Below are 14,774 nucleotides of genomic sequence, written 5' to 3'. Positions count from 1 at the left end.
CACGCCCGGCCCCACCGGGACGCCCACGGACGCCGGGACCGGCGCCGCCACGGCGTCGCCGGGGAGCCCGGGCCCGTCCGGGACCCCGGCTCCGAGCCGCCCGTCCAGCCCCGCGCCCACCCCGGCCCCCGGCCCGGCCAGCCCTTCCGCCGGCACCGCCGGGTGGCCCGCGCCCGCGCTCCCGCCCGGCCCGGTCACCGGCCGCGCCGAGACCGTCGCGGACGGCCTGCACGTCCCGTGGGGCCTCGCGCCCCTGCCCGACGGACGGCTGCTGGTGAGCCTGCGCGACGACGCCCGGCTCGTGGTGGTGGACCCGGCGTCGGGCCGCGTGGTCGACGTCGGCGGACCGGGCGCCGGGCAGCTCGCCGCCGAGACGGTGCCCGGCGGGGAGGGCGGCCTGCTCGGCGTCGCCGTGGCGCCCACCGGCGCCGTCCCCGCCCCCGCCGAGGGCGGCCCCGGCGCCCCGGCCGACGACGGCGGGACTCCGGCCGACGGCGCCGACGACGGCGCGGCGCCCGCCCGCGACGACGCCGTCACGGTCGTCGTCTACCGCACCGGCGCCGACGACAACGCGGTGCTGGGCGGCGCCCTCCACCTCGGCACGGGCGGCGGCACCCCGCGCCTCGAGCGCCTGGCCACCGTGCTCGCGGGCGTCCCGCGCGCCGGGAACCACGACGGCGGGCAGGTGGCGTTCGACCCCGACGGGTTCCTGTGGGTCACCACGGGCGACGCGGGCGACGGGGCCGCCGCCCAGGACCCCGGCTCCCTGGCCGGCAAGGTGCTGCGGGTGACGCTCGACGGCGACCCCGCGCCGGGCAACCCGACGGCCGGGTCGCCCGTGTGGAGCCACGGGCACCGCAACGTCCAGGGCATCGGCTGGGACCCGGCCGGCCGGGCGTTCGCCAGCGAGTTCGGGCAGAACACGTGGGACGAGCTGAACCTGCTGGTCCCGGGCGGCGACTACGGCTGGCCCGACGTCCAGGGCCGGGCCGAGGGCGCGGCGAGCCCGGCCGTGCCCGGCGCGCGCCTGCCGCAGGTGGTCGACGGGCGGGTGCAGCCGGTGGCCACCTGGAGCACCGACGAGGCGTCGCCGTCGGGCCTGGCCGTGACGCCGGACGCCGTCTACCTCGCCGGCCTGCGCGGGGAGCGGCTGTGGCGCGTGCCGTTCGACGTCGCGCCCGCAGCCGGGGACGCAGACGGCGACGCACCCGGGCTGGGCGAGCCGCAGGCGCTGCTCGACGGCGAGCACGGCCGGCTGCGCGCCGTCGTGGCGGCCGGCGGCGCCGACCTGTGGGTGCTGACCAACAACACCGACGGCCGCGGCGACCCGCGCGCCGGCGACGACCGGCTGCTGCGCGTGACCCTCGAGCCGGCGGGCTGAGAAAGGCCGTCGACGCCCGCGGCGCGGTCACTACGATGGACCCCATGCCCGAGGCCGCGAAGTCCTTCTACCTGACGACCCCGATCTACTACGTGAACGACGCCCCGCACATCGGGCACGCGTACACGACGGTGGCCGCCGACGTCGTCACCCGCTGGCACCGCCAGCGCCAGGAGGACGTCTGGTTCCTCACGGGCACCGACGAGCACGGCGAGAAGGTGCTGCGCACCGCCGAGAAGAACGGCGTCTCGCCGCAGGAGTGGGCCGACCGGCTCGTGGAGTCGGCGTGGCAGCCGGTGCTCGAGACGATCGACGCGCGCAACGACGACTTCATCCGCACCACGCAGGAGCGCCACGTCGTGGCGGTGCAGAAGTTCCTGCAGGGCCTGTACGACGCGGGCGAGATCTACAAGGGCTCCTACGAGGGCCCGTACTGCGTGGGCTGCGAGGAGTACAAGCTCCCGGGCGAGCTGCTCGACGGCACCGGCGAGTACGCGGGCCAGAAGGTGTGCCCGATCCACCTGCGCCCGGTCGAGATGCTCGCGGAGGAGAACTACTTCTTCCGCATGAGCGCCTACGCCGACCGGCTGCTGGCCCTGTACGAGGAGCACCCGGAGTTCGTGCAGCCGGCCAGCGCCCGCAACGAGGTGGTCGGGTTCGTCAAGCAGGGCCTGCAGGACCTGTCGATCTCCCGCTCCACGTTCGACTGGGGCATCCCCATCCCGTGGGACGACAAGCACGTGCTGTACGTGTGGTTCGACGCGCTGCTCAACTACATGACCGCGGTGGGCTACGGGTCCGACGACGCCGCCGAGCGCGAGCGGTTCGCGCGCACCTGGCCGGCGGACGTGCACCTGGTGGGCAAGGACATCCTGCGGTTCCACGCCGTGATCTGGCCGGCCATGCTCATGGCCGCGGGCCTGCCGCTGCCGAAGCAGGTCTTCGCGCACGGCTGGCTGCTGGTGGGCGGCGAGAAGATGAGCAAGTCGCGCCTGACCGGCATCGCGCCGAGCGACATCATCGACACCTTCGGCTCGGACGCGTTCCGCTACTACTTCATGCGGACGATCGGGTTCGGCGGCGACGGCTCGTTCTCCTGGGAGGACATGGTCGCGCGGTACAACGGCGAGCTGGCCAACGGGTTCGGCAACCTCGCCTCGCGCACCGCCGCGATGATCGGCAAGTACTTCGGCGGCACGCTGCCCGCGGCGGGCGCGCGCACCGACCTGGAGACCGACCTCGAGGCGGTGGCGGCCAAGGCCGTGGCCGACGCCGAGGCCGCGATCGACCGCATGGCGATCCACGACGCCGTCGCGGCGGTGTGGTCGCTGGTCGACGCCACCAACGGCTACCTCACGGAGACGCAGCCGTGGAAGGTGGCCAAGGAGCCGGGCGAGACCGACGCCGAGGGCAGGGGCGTGGACGGCGGACGCCTCGCGACGTCGCTGGTCACCGCCGCCGAGGCGCTGCGCGCCCTGGCGGTGCTGCTGCACCCGGTGACGCCCAAGGCCGCCGCGCGCCTGTGGGAGGCGCTCGGCGCCGAGCCGGTCCTCGGCCCGATCGCGGCCCAGCCGGTGGCCTCGGCGGCGTCGTTCGGCGTGCTGCCCGCCGGCACCACGGTCACCAAGGGCGCCGCCCTGTTCCCGCGCCTCGACGAGGACGCCTGAGCGGTGGCCCGCACGCGCGAGCGCGGCTTCCCGGCCGACCCGGAGCCGCTGCCGGCCCCGGTCGCGGACAACCACACCCACCTGGACGCGATCGCCGAGGTCTACCTCGACCGCACGGGCGGGCGCCCCGGCCCGGACGGCGGTCCCGCCGTCGCGCCGACGGTGGCCGAGCACGTCGCCCGGGCGGCGCGCGCCGGCGTCGACCGCATCGTCCAGGTCGGCTGCGACCTGGACGCCGTGCGCTGGACCGACGCCCTGCTGCGCGAGCGCGCCGCCGACGGCGCGCTCGCGCACCCGGCGCTCGTGGGCGCCGTGGCCATCCACCCCAACGAGGCCACGCTGCACGCGGGCGTCGACGAGGTGGGCCCGGACGGGCTGACGCCGACGCCGCAGCCGCGGCACGCGAAGTCGCTCGACGAGGCGGTCGCCGAGGTCGCGGCCGTGGCCCGGGCCAACGACCGCGTCCGGGCGATCGGCGAGACCGGCATGGACCTGTTCCGCACCGGCCCGCGCGGCGCGCAGGTGCAGCGCGAGTCGTTCCGCGCGCACGTCGCGCTGGCCAAGGAGCTCGGCCTGGCGCTGCAGATCCACGACCGCGACGCGCACGCCGAGGTGATCGACGTGCTGCTGGCGGACGGCGCCCCGGAGCGGACGGTGTTCCACTGCTACTCCGGCGACGCGGAGATGGCGCGCGTCTGCGCCGAGCACGGCTGGTACCTGTCGTTCGCCGGGCCGGTCACCTACAAGCCCAACGAGCACCTGCGAGCAGCGCTGCGCGCCGTGCCGCTCGAGCTCGTCCTGGCCGAGACGGACGCGCCCTACCTGACCCCGCACCCGTACCGCGGGCAGCCCAACGCCCCGTTCGCCGTCGCGCACACCGTGCGGGGCATGGCCGAGGTGCTCGAGCGGCCGCTGGAGGAGGTGTGCGCCGCCGTGTCCGCGAACACGGCGCGCGTGTACGGCACGTGGTGAACCGGCGGGTGGAGCCGGTCGTCCTCGCGCGCCGGTGGCCTGGGGCGACGCGCCCGGGACGGGTCGGTTCGGCTACGGTCTGGTGCCCGTGAGGTCGCGCGCACGCAAGGGTCGGCACGCCGGCGCGCCCGCACCCCGCGTGCCCGTGCCCCGCGTCCCCGGGTCCCTTCTTCCCGGGCCCCGCCGCGAGGCCCGCGCCGCCGCCCCGTCGCCGCGGCGCGCCGCGCACGCCGCCACGCGGCCCGAGGACGTCGTCGGCCGCTCCACCGCCCCGCGGGCGCCGGAAGCGCCGCCCGCCGTCGACACGACGCCCGCTGCTGGGACGACGCCCGGCGTCGAGCAGACGCCCCCTGCCGAGACGGCGCCCGCCGTCGGGCCCCGGCTGCGCCCCGGGGTGCGCCGCGCCCTGCAGGGCGCCGTCGTCGTGGCCCTGGCCGGCTCGACGTTCGCCGTGGCCGACGCGCACAAGACGGTGACGATCGACGACGACGGCCGCATCCGCACCGTCTCGGCCTACGGCCGCACGGTGGGCGACGTGCTGGCCTTCCAGGGCGTCGAGGTGCGGGCCGACGACCTGGTCCAGCCCGCCGCGGGCGCCCCGGCCGCCGACGGCGGCACGATCGTGGTGCGCTCCAGCCGCGTGGTGACCCTCGAGGTGGACGGCGAGAGCGAGACCTTCACGACGACGGCGCTCACCGTCGGCGACCTCATCTCCGCGCTGGGCGAGCGCGGCGACGGGGCGGTGGCGTCGGCGTCGCGCAGCGCGCCGCTGGGCCGCGAGCCGGTGCGCGTGTCCACCCTCAAGACCGTCAGGGTGGCGGTGGACGGCACCGTGCTGCCGATCCGCACCACGCAGGCCACCGTCCGCGACGTCCTCGCCGACGCCGGGATCACGCTGGCCGAGGAGGACGCGACGTCGGTGCCGCTCACCGCCGCGGCCACCGACGGGATGCTGGTGCTGGTCTCCCGCGGCCAGACGGCGTCGGACTCCACCACCGAGGTGCTGCCCTTCGAGACCACCACGATCGAGGACCCCAGCCTGCCCGAGGGCTACCGCCACGTGCGGACGGTGGGCCGGCCGGGCGAGGCGACGACCACGTACGCGGTCCGCACGCTCGACGGCGCCGAGGTGGAGCGCACCGTCGCCTCCCGGGTGGTCACGCGCGAGCCGCGGGACGAGGTCGTGGTCGTCGGGACGATGGACCCCGACACCGTGGTCGTGGACCCGGGCTCGGCGCGCGCCACGGCCCGGGCGCTGGCCGCGGAGCGCGGCTGGGGCGACTCGCAGTTCGCCTGCCTCGACAAGCTGTGGACCAAGGAGTCGGGCTGGCGCGTCGACGCCGACAACCCGTCGTCGTCGGCCTACGGCATCCCCCAGGCGCTGCCCGGCTCGCGGATGGCCTCGGTCGGCGCCGACTGGCGCACGAACGCGGTCACCCAGATCGAGTGGGGGCTCGGCTACATCGACGGCCGGTACGGCACGCCGTGCGGGGCCTGGGCGCACTCCCAGCGGGCCGGCTGGTACTGAGCGGTACCGGGCGGGCATCGGGCGGGCACCGGGTGGGCACCGGGCGGGCACCGAGCGGACGCGCAGGCGGACAGGCGCCTCGGGCGCATGTTCACCCGGGGATATTTCGGACAATCAGGCATCAGACGGGGCATCTCGGCGCCGTTGCGCTTGGCCCCAGATAACGAACCGGTTACGGTCGCCGACAGTGCCCCGCCGGATCCGCCGGTGGGCCCGGCAGAGAGCCTGACCGCGTGACAGCTCCGAACACCGAGACCCGCACCGCAGCACGCCGTCGTCGCTGGCCCTGGGTGGCCGGCCTCGCGGCGGCGGCAGTCGCCACGGGCGGCGCCGTCGCCTACGCGGACGCCCGCAAGACGGTGACCCTCGACGTCGACGGCACCGTCACCACGGTGACGACCTTCGCCGGCTCCGTCGAGGGCCTGCTCGACGCCCAGGGGGTGCGCGTCGGCGAGCGCGACGCCGTCGCCCCCGACGCGACGTCCTCCCTGCGTGACGGCGCCGAGATCGTCGTCCGCTACGGCCGCCAGGTGACGCTGCAGGCCGACGGCGACCAGGCCGACATCTGGGTGACCGCGCTGGACGCGGGGGAGGCGCTCGACCGGTTCGCCTCCCGCGGCGGCGACGTCCGCCTCGTCGCGTCCCGCTCCGGCGAGCGCGCCTCGCTGCCCCTGCGCCTCGCGCACGGCGGCGGCCCGGTCGCCGTCGTCGCCGACGGCGAGACCCGCACGACGAAGGACACCGGCCAGGGCGTCGACGCGCTGCTGCGCAGCGTCGACGTGGCGATCGACGGCGACGACCGCGTGAGCGTCGCGACGCCGGAGGCCGTCGGGGTGCCCGAGACCGAGGCCGAGGTCGCCGTCGTGGTGCAGCGCGTGGAGACCAAGGACGTCACCACCGAGACGCCCATCCCGTTCGAGACGGTGACGCGGGAGGACCCCGAGCGGTTCTCCGACCTCGAGCCGGAGGTCACCCAGGAGGGTGTCGAGGGCGTGCACACCGTCGTGGAGCGCGTCACCACGGTGGACGGCAAGGAGGAGTCCCGCGAGCTCGTCTCCGAGGGCGACACCACGCCGCCGGTCGACGAGATCGTGGTCGAGGGCACCAAGGAGCGCCCCGAGCCCGAGCCCGAGCCGGAGCCCGCGGCGGCGCCGGAGCGCTCGTCGTCCACCGCCTCCGACGAGGGGGCGTCCGGCACCTCCGACGAGGGGTCGTCGGGCGGCTCGGACGAGGCCGCCACGGGGTCCGCGCCGACGAGCGGCGTCTGGGCGGCGCTCGCCCAGTGCGAGTCGGGCGGCAACCCGGCGACCAACACCGGCAACGGCTACTACGGGCTCTACCAGTTCACGGTGTCGACGTGGCAGTCGGTCGGCGGCAGCGGCCTGCCGTCCGAGGCGTCGGCCGCCGAGCAGACGCAGCGCGCGCAGATCCTCCAGGAGCGCGCGGGCTGGGGCCAGTGGCCGGCGTGCGCGCGGAAGCTGGGCCTCATGTGACCCATCCCTCGACCGCCGGCTCGCGCGCCTGGGCGCGCGGCCCGGCCTGAGGCCGGAAACCGCACCTGACGACGCCGGTCGCCCCCGCGCGGGGCGGCCGGCGTCCGTCGTGCGGGGCGCCGACGGCGGCGCTCGAGGGCGGTCCGGGGCGGGTTGCCCCGCCGCATCGTTTGGCATTCAATAACGAATCGGTTACGGTCGAGTGTCTTCGCGCGCCGCCGGCTGTGACGTGGTGTAGCGCGCGACCCCCTTCGGCCCGCACCGGGCCGTGACAGCCGGATCGGCCTGTCGAGCCGTACGCGATGTGCGCGCACGGAGCGTGCCGCGCGCCGCGGAGGTCCCTTCGACCTTGCCTCGACCCGCCGTGCCCGGGAGGCACGACCCCAGGACTCGCGTGACTGACTTCACGAAGACCACCGCTGAGCCGGACGACCTCGCGACCGCGCAGATCCCTGCCGTCGCCGACCCGGCAGCAGCGCCCCCCACCGACACCACCCGCAAGGCCCGTGCGGCCGGCCGTCGCCGCCGCCGCTGGCCCTTGGTCGCCGGCCTCACCGCCGGCGCGCTCGCCGTCTCCGGCGGCGCCGTCGCGTACGGCAACGCCCAGAAGACCGTGACGCTCGACGTCGACGGCAAGGTCACCACGGTGTCGACCTTCGCCGGCTCCGTCGAGGGCGTCCTCGACGCCCAGGGCGTGCGCGTGGGCGACCGCGACGTCGTCGCCCCCGCGGCCGGCTCCCCGCTCCGCGAGGGCGCCGACATCGTGGTGCGCTACGGCCGCCAGGTGACCCTGCAGACCGACGGCAAGCAGTCCGACGTGTGGGTCACGGCCCTCGACGCGGACGAGGCGCTCGCCGGGCTCCAGCACCGCGGCGGCGACGTCGCCCTCGTCGCCTCGCGCTCCGGCGACCGCGCCGACCTCGGGCTGCGGCTCGACGCCGAGGGTCCCGTGGCCGTGGTCGCCGACGGCAAGACCCGCGTGGCCCCCGACGGCTCCGTGGGCCTGCAGGGCGTCCTCGAGGCGGCCCGGGTGACCATCGACGGCGACGACCGCGTGCGCGTCGTCGAGGCCGGTGACGCCGGCGTCGACACGTCGAAGGCCGACGCGCCGAGCGTCGCCGTCGTCGTCCAGCGCGTCGAGACCAAGGACGTCACCACCAAGACCGCCATCCCCTTCGAGACGCAGAAGAAGAAGGACGGCAACCTCTACACCGGCGAGACCAAGGTCGGCCAGGAGGGCGCCGAGGGCGAGCGCACGCTCGTCGAGCGCGTCACCACGGTGGACGGCAAGGAGGAGTCGCGCACCAAGGTCTCGGAGAAGATCACGAAGGAGCCGACGGCGAAGGTGGTGCTCGAGGGCACCAAGGAGCGTCCGAAGCCGAAGCCCGCGGCTCCCAGCTCCTCGTCCTCGTCGTCGTCCGCGGGCTCGACGACCTCGGGCGGCGCGTCGTCCGGCTCGTCCTCCTCCGGCCCGTCGATGTCGGGCTCGCCCCGCGCCATCGGCCAGCAGCTCGCCGCGGCGCGCGGCTGGACCGGCAGCCAGTGGACCTGCCTGGAGAACCTCTTCGACAAGGAGTCCGGCTGGAACCCCAGCGCCTCCAACCCGTCGTCGGGCGCCTACGGCATCCCGCAGGCCCTGCCCGGCTCGAAGATGGGCTCGGTCGCGAGCGACTGGCGCACCAACCCGGTCACCCAGATCACCTGGGGGCTGGACTACATCGCCGGCCGCTACGGCACGCCGTGCGGCGCGTGGGGCCACTCCGAGTCCAACGGCTGGTACTGAGCCGCCCGGGCGGCCTTCCGGGCCGCCCCGCCGGGCGCCTGGCATAGGCTCCTGCGCATGAACGACACCCCTGGCGCCCTGCTCGGTCCCACGGACATCCGGGACCTGGCAGGGCGCCTCGGCGTCCGCCCCACCAAGACGCTCGGCCAGAACTTCGTGCACGACGCCGGCACCGTGCGCAAGATCGTGCGCGCCGCCGGCGTGGAGCCGGGCCAGCGCGTCGTCGAGGTGGGGCCCGGGCTGGGCTCGCTGACGCTGGGCCTGCTCGAGGCCGGCGCGTCCGTCGTCGCCGTCGAGATCGACCCGGTCCTCGCCGGGCAGATCGCCGACACGGTGGCACAGCGCGTGCCGGACGCCGCGGAGCGTTTCGAGGTGGTGCTGTCCGACGCCCTCGACGTCACCGGGCTGCCCGGCGAGCCGCCCACCGCCCTGGTGGCCAACCTGCCGTACAACGTGGCGGTGCCCGTGCTGCTCACGATGCTGGAGCGGTTCCCCACGCTGCAGCGGGTGCTGGTGATGGTGCAGGCCGAGGTGGCCGACCGGCTGGCCGCGCCCCCCGGCTCGAAGGTCTACGGGGTGCCGTCGGTCAAGGCGGCCTGGTACGCCCGCACCTGGCGGTCGCTGACCATCTCGCGTAACGTGTTCTGGCCCGTGCCGAACGTCGACTCCGCGCTGGTGGCGATGGAGCGGCGCGAGCCGCCCGCCACCACCGCCACCCGCGAGCAGGTGTTCTCCGTCGTCGACGCCGCGTTCGCCCAGCGGCGCAAGACGCTGCGCGCGGCGCTGTCGGGCCGTTTCGGGTCCGGCGCCGCGGCCGAGGCGGCGCTGCGGGCCGCCGGGGTCGACCCGTCCGCCCGCGGCGAGACGCTCGGCATCGCCGAGTTCGCCCGCGTCGCCGAGCAGCTGCCCGAGGTCGCCGGCGCGGGCGGCGACGCCGTGCGCCCCGACCCTGCGGCTGGCACCGTGGAGCCGTGATGTCGCGATGAGCCGCCGACTCGCCGCCGCGCCGGCGCCGTCGGTCCGCGTGCGCGCCCCCGGCAAGGTCAACCTGTCCCTGCGCGTGGGGCCCCTCGACGACGACGGGTACCACCCGGTCGTGTCGGTGTTCCAGGCGGTGGCCCTCTACGAGGAGGTCACCGCCACCCAGGTCGCGCCCGGCGCGGGCGTCTCGCTCACGGTGTCGGGCCCCCAGGCCGACCGCGTGCCCACCGACGCCACCAACCTCGCCTGGCGCGCCGCCGAGCTGCTCGCCCGGCACGTGGGCGTGGACCCCGACGTCGCGCTGCACGTCACCAAGGGCGTGCCCGTGGCCGGCGGCATGGCCGGCGGCTCCGCCGACGCCGCCGCGGCCCTCGTCGCCTGCGACGCGCTGTGGGACCTCGGTGTGCCGCGGGCCGAGCTGGCGGCGCTCGCCGCCGAGCTCGGCGCCGACGTGCCGTTCTGCCTGCTGGGCCACACCGCCGTCGGCACCGGCCGCGGCGACCTGCTCACCCCCGCGATGACCCGCGGGGAGTTCCACTGGGCGTTCGCCACGTTCGACGAGGGCCTGTCGACGCCCAAGGTGTACGGCGCGTTCGACGACCTCACCGCGGGGACGGCGCAGGCGGCGGCGCTGGTGGACGACACCCCGCTGATGCAGGCGCTGCGCGCCGGCGACGCCGTCGCGCTCGGCGCCGCGCTGCACAACGACCTGCAGGAGCCGGCGCTGTCGCTGCGGCCCGCCCTGCGCCGCACGCTCGACGTCGCCCTCGAGGCCGGCGCGCTCGGGGCGCTCGTCTCCGGCTCGGGGCCCACGGTGGCGGCGCTGGCGCGCTCGCGGCAGCACGCGCTCGCGATCGCCGCGACGTGGACGGCGGAGGGCGTCGCCGACGCCGTGTGGACCACCACGGCGCCGGCGCACGGGGCGCGCGTCGTCTCCTGACGCCCCGAGACAGCGCCGAGATAGAGAGGCCCCGCGCCGAGATAGAGAGGCCCTGCGCCGAGATAGAGAGGTCTCCCTCTCTATCTCGGCGCGGGGCCTCTCTATCTCGCGGTGGGGGCGTCAGACGTGCTTGCGGAGCCACTCCAGCTGCGGCGCGAACCGGTACTCCTGGCCGCCCTCGTGGTTGTTGTACGGGTAGACGTCGATCCGCTTCTCCACGCCGCCGGCCCGCTCGCCCCAGCGGTTGAAGGCCGCGTACACCGTCGACGGCGGGCAGATCGTGTCCATCAGCGCCACCGAGAACAGCGCCGGCGCCGTCGCCCGCTGCGCGAAGGTCACGCCGTCGAGGTAGGAGAAGGTGCGCCACACGGCGTCCTCGTGCTCCCGGTGCACCGACAGGTACTTCGTGATCTCGCCGTACGGGAACCCGTCGGTGATCTCCACCGCGCGGCGGAAGTGGCACAGGAACGGCACGTCCGGCAGCGCCGCCGCGACCGGGTCGCCGGCCATGGACAGCAGCGCCGCCACGGCGATCGTGCCGCCGCCGCCCTGGCTGCCGCCGGTGACCGCCACGCGCGCCGGGTCCACGCCCGGGACGGACCGCACGGCGTCCACGGCGCGCACGCCGTCGGTGAAGAACCGGCGGTAGTAGTGCTCGTGCGGGTCCAGCACGCCGCGCGTCATGAACCCGGGCGACGCCGGGCCGTGCCCGACGGGGTCGGGCGTGTCGCCGCCGGAGCCCCAGCCGGAGCCCTGCCCGCGGGTGTCCATGACCAGGTGGGCGAACCCGGCGGCGGCCAGCCCCAGGTGCTCGTGCGGCAGGCCGCGCCCGCCGCCGTAGCCGAGCAGCTGGACGACGGCGGGCAGCGGGCCGTCGCGCTCGACGTCGTGCCGCGCCGGGCGCACCAGCCACGCCTTGATCGGGTGGCCGCCGAAGCCGGGGAACGTCACGTCGTCCACGACGAGCTCGCTCAGCCCGGCGTCCACGCGCTCCAGCACCGGGGCGCCGCCCGCGGCGCGCGCCTCGGCGACCGTCCGCAACCAGAAGTCGTCGAAGTCGGACGGCTCGGCCACCGTGGGCGCGTACGCCTCGAGCTGCTCGCGGGGCATGTCGAACTGGGCCATGGGTACCTGGGCTCCTCCTGCCGGGGCGTCGTCCTCGACGCGGGTCGTCGGGGGCACTCTAGCCACGTCACTAGACTCCCGAGCAGACCTCCCGGCACGCACGACGGCGTCGCGGCCGTCGCCGTCGTGCGGGACGTTCCGGACGGAGGGTGTGTGCGACGCGGAACGAACCTCCCGCGCGTGGGGGACTTCAACCAGATGGTCGTGCTCGACCAGGTCCGCCGCGCGCCCGGCGGTTCCAGCCGGGTCGAGCTCGCCGGCGCCACCGGCCTGTCGCTGCAGGCGATCTCCAACATCGTCGGTCGGCTCATCGCCCTCGGGCTCGTGGTCGAGGGGGAGCGGCGCGCGGAGGGGCGCGGCAAGCCGCGCACGATGCTGCACCTGAACCCCCGGGGCGCCTACGCGCTCGGCGTCCACGTCGACCCCGTGGTGGTGACGTCGGTGCTCGTGGACCTCAGCGGCGACGCCGTCGCGAAGACCGTGGTCGACACGCCCACCGGCCCCGAGGCCGTCGTCGCGGCGGTGGCCGCCGCGACCCGGGGGCTGCTGGAGCGCGCCGGCGTGGACCGGGAGGCGGTGCTGGGGCTCGGCGTCGCGGCGCCCGGGCCGGTCGACTTCGCCTCCGGGGCCGTGGTGCACCCGCCGCTGCTCGCCGGCTGGGAGCGGGTGCCGATCCGCTCGATGGTCGCCGAGGCGACCGGCTTCGACGTGGTCCTCGAGAAGGACGTGTCGGCGGCGATGGTGGCCGAGCTGTGGCGCGGCGAGCGGATGCTGCGCGGCACGTCGGTGTTCTTCTACACGGGCTTCGGGGTCGCCGCGGCGGTGGCGGTCGACGGCGAGCTGGTGCGCGGCTCGTCCCGCAACGCGGGCGAGATCGGCCACCTGATCGTCGACGCCGACGGCCCGCCGTGCGCCTGCGGCAGCCGGGGGTGCATCGGCGCGTCGGCCGCGGCGCAGACGCTCGTCGACGAGGCGGTGGCCCGCGGGGTGCTCGCCCCCGGCACGCCCGCCGCCTCGCCGCGCGAGCTCGACGCCGCGCTCACCGCCGTCGCCGAGGCCGCGTCCGACGGCGACGCCGTGGCCGGCGAGATCCTCACGGTCTCCGCCCGCCGGGTCGCGCGCGGCATCACCACCGTCGCGGACCTCCTCGACGCGCAGGTCGTGGTCTTCGGCGGGCCGGCCTGGTCGCGGCTCGCGCCCCACTACCTGCCGGTCGTGCGCGCCGAGCTCGCCGCGCACGCGACCCTGCGCGAGCTGCACGCCGTGGAGGTGCTGGGGTCCGCGCTGGGCGACCACGTCGGCGCGCTGGGTGCCGCGAGCCTCGTGCTGGACGGGCTGTTCACCCCCCGGCCGTCGGACCTCGTGGTCCGCCGGGCCGCGCCCGCGGGCCGCGGCTGAGCGCGCCCGGCCGCCCTCGCGTCCTCGCCCTCGTCGTCCCTCACGTCGTCGGGGCCCTCTTGACACGCAATAACTCCACCGTATTGAGTTAATGCGTCGGTCCCGCCCGCGAACGATCCCGGGCGTCGCACGTGGCAAAGGAGCACCATGCGACAGGTACGACTCACGGCGGCTGCGGCCGCGGCCCTGCTCGTCCTCACCGCCGGGGCGTGCAGCTCCGGCGGCGCCGGGGGCGACGGCGGGGCGACGACGATCAAGATCGCCTACCAGAAGTTCGGCAACTTCACCCAGGCGGACGAGCTGTTCCGCGACGTCAAGGCCGAGTACGAGGACGCCAACCCCGACGTCACCATCGAGCTGGTGCCCATCGAGGCCAGCCAGAACGACTACTTCACCAAGCTCGCGCTGATGAACCGCTCGCCCAGCACGGCGCCGGACCTCATGTACGAGGACACGTTCATGATCAAGTCCGACGTCGAGGCCGGGTACCTGCTGCCGCTCGACGAGCACCTGGCGGGGTGGGACGAGTGGGACCAGTTCGTCGAGGGCGCCAAGGCGGCCGGTCTCGGCGACGACGGCAAGACCTACGGGGTGCCGATGGGCACCGACACCCGCGGCCTGTGGTTCAACACCGAGGTGCTGGCGAAGGCCGGGCTGCCGGCGGACTGGGCGCCGACGTCGTGGGACGACGTGCTCGAGGCCGCGCGCGCGATCAAGGCTGCCGACCCGGAGGTCATCCCGCTGAACGTCTACTCGGGCAAGCCGATGGGTGAGGCGTCCACGATGCAGGGCTTCGAGATGCTGCTCTACGGCACCGACGACCGCCTCTACGACGAGGACTCGGGCAAGTGGGTCGTCGGGTCGCAGGGCTTCCGCGACGCCCTCGGGTTCATCGAGACCATCTACTCCGAGGGCCTGGCTCCCACGCCGCAGCAGGCGCTGGACCCGAACCTGGGCAGCGTCGTGTCCGGCGAGTGGCTGCCGCAGGGCAGGCTCGGCATCGCGCTCGACGGGTCGTGGATGCCCGGGTCGTGGCTCGAGGGGGGCGAGGCGCCCTGGCCGGAGTGGTCGGAGGTGATGGGCACCGCCGCGATGCCCACGCAGGACGGCGGCGAGCCGGGCGCGGTGAGCATGTCCGGCGGCTGGACCCTCGCGATCGGCGCCGGCACGCAGGACCCGGACGTCGCCTTCGACGTGCTGACCCACGCGCTGGACAAGGAGAACGCGCTGCGGTTCGCCGTCGAGAACAGCCAGATCGCGGTGCGCGAGGACGTCGCGGCCGAGCCGGAGTACCTCGAGGCGAACCCCACGACGAAGTTCTTCTCCGACCTCGTCGAGGTGACCCACTTCCGGCCCGCCACGTCGGACTACGCGCAGGTCTCCAACGCCATCCAGGTCGCGATGGAGGCCGTCATGACCGGGCAGCAGTCGGTCGAGGAGGCGGCCGCCGCGTACGACGCGGCGGTCGTCGACATCGTCGGCGAGCAGAACACGGTCGAGGGCTGA

General features: G+C 75.7%; 11 protein-coding genes. 10 read left to right on the top strand and 1 reads right to left on the bottom strand.

The features are described 5' to 3' along the window. The 8 genes from GSF02_RS13170 to GSF02_RS13135 all read left to right on the top strand — a co-directional run. The coding region (locus GSF02_RS13170) for a PQQ-dependent sugar dehydrogenase (RefSeq protein ID WP_159797228.1) at positions 1–1,381 on the top strand (1,381 nt) is incomplete at its 5' end. 44 nt (positions 1,382–1,425) lie between these two features. Beyond that, positions 1,426–3,048: a methionine--tRNA ligase gene (gene metG / locus GSF02_RS13165; RefSeq protein WP_201308921.1), complete on the top strand. Its 1,623-nt coding sequence runs from the start codon at positions 1,426–1,428 to the stop codon at positions 3,046–3,048. 3 nt (positions 3,049–3,051) lie between these two features. Continuing rightward, on the top strand, positions 3,052–4,020 hold the full coding sequence (locus tag GSF02_RS13160; RefSeq protein ID WP_159797224.1) for a TatD family hydrolase: 969 nt from the start codon (positions 3,052–3,054) through the stop codon (positions 4,018–4,020). Between the two features lie 88 nt (positions 4,021–4,108). Then, positions 4,109–5,548 carry an aggregation-promoting factor C-terminal-like domain-containing protein gene (locus tag GSF02_RS13155; RefSeq protein WP_235915552.1) on the top strand — a complete coding sequence of 480 codons (1,440 nt, stop codon included), beginning with the start codon at positions 4,109–4,111 and terminating at the stop codon, positions 5,546–5,548. Positions 5,549–5,781: 233 nt separating this feature from the next. Further along, positions 5,782–7,041 carry a resuscitation-promoting factor gene (locus GSF02_RS13150; protein ID WP_201308920.1) on the top strand — a complete coding sequence of 420 codons (1,260 nt, stop codon included), beginning with the start codon at positions 5,782–5,784 and terminating at the stop codon, positions 7,039–7,041. Positions 7,042–7,435: 394 nt separating this feature from the next. After that, on the top strand, positions 7,436–8,824 hold the full coding sequence (locus GSF02_RS13145) for an aggregation-promoting factor C-terminal-like domain-containing protein (protein WP_235915551.1): 1,389 nt from the start codon (positions 7,436–7,438) through the stop codon (positions 8,822–8,824). 57 nt (positions 8,825–8,881) lie between these two features. After that, positions 8,882–9,799 (top strand): 16S rRNA (adenine(1518)-N(6)/adenine(1519)-N(6))-dimethyltransferase RsmA, encoded by a 918-nt coding sequence (gene rsmA, locus GSF02_RS13140; protein ID WP_159797222.1) that lies wholly within the window; start codon positions 8,882–8,884, stop codon positions 9,797–9,799. A gap of 7 nt (positions 9,800–9,806) precedes the next feature. Then, positions 9,807–10,745: a 4-(cytidine 5'-diphospho)-2-C-methyl-D-erythritol kinase gene (locus GSF02_RS13135; RefSeq protein WP_159797220.1), complete on the top strand. Its 939-nt coding sequence runs from the start codon at positions 9,807–9,809 to the stop codon at positions 10,743–10,745. A gap of 120 nt (positions 10,746–10,865) precedes the next feature. Here the strand turns inward: GSF02_RS13135 and GSF02_RS13130 are convergent, their stop codons facing one another. Further along, positions 10,866–11,870 (bottom strand): acetylxylan esterase, encoded by a 1,005-nt coding sequence (locus tag GSF02_RS13130; RefSeq protein ID WP_159797218.1) that lies wholly within the window; start codon positions 11,868–11,870, stop codon positions 10,866–10,868. A gap of 180 nt (positions 11,871–12,050) precedes the next feature. On the opposite strand from GSF02_RS13130, the gene GSF02_RS13125 reads away from it, so the two are divergent. Both GSF02_RS13125 and GSF02_RS13120 read left to right on the top strand, forming a co-directional pair. After that, positions 12,051–13,268 carry an ROK family transcriptional regulator gene (locus GSF02_RS13125; RefSeq protein WP_235915550.1) on the top strand — a complete coding sequence of 406 codons (1,218 nt, stop codon included), beginning with the start codon at positions 12,051–12,053 and terminating at the stop codon, positions 13,266–13,268. 147 nt (positions 13,269–13,415) lie between these two features. Further along, positions 13,416–14,774 carry an extracellular solute-binding protein gene (locus GSF02_RS13120; protein ID WP_159797215.1) on the top strand — a complete coding sequence of 453 codons (1,359 nt, stop codon included), beginning with the start codon at positions 13,416–13,418 and terminating at the stop codon, positions 14,772–14,774.

The organism is Puerhibacterium puerhi, assembly GCF_009846865.1.
Lineage (GTDB): Bacteria > Actinomycetota > Actinomycetes > Actinomycetales > Cellulomonadaceae > Puerhibacterium > Puerhibacterium puerhi.
This window is presented reverse-complemented; position numbering and strand designations above follow the sequence as displayed.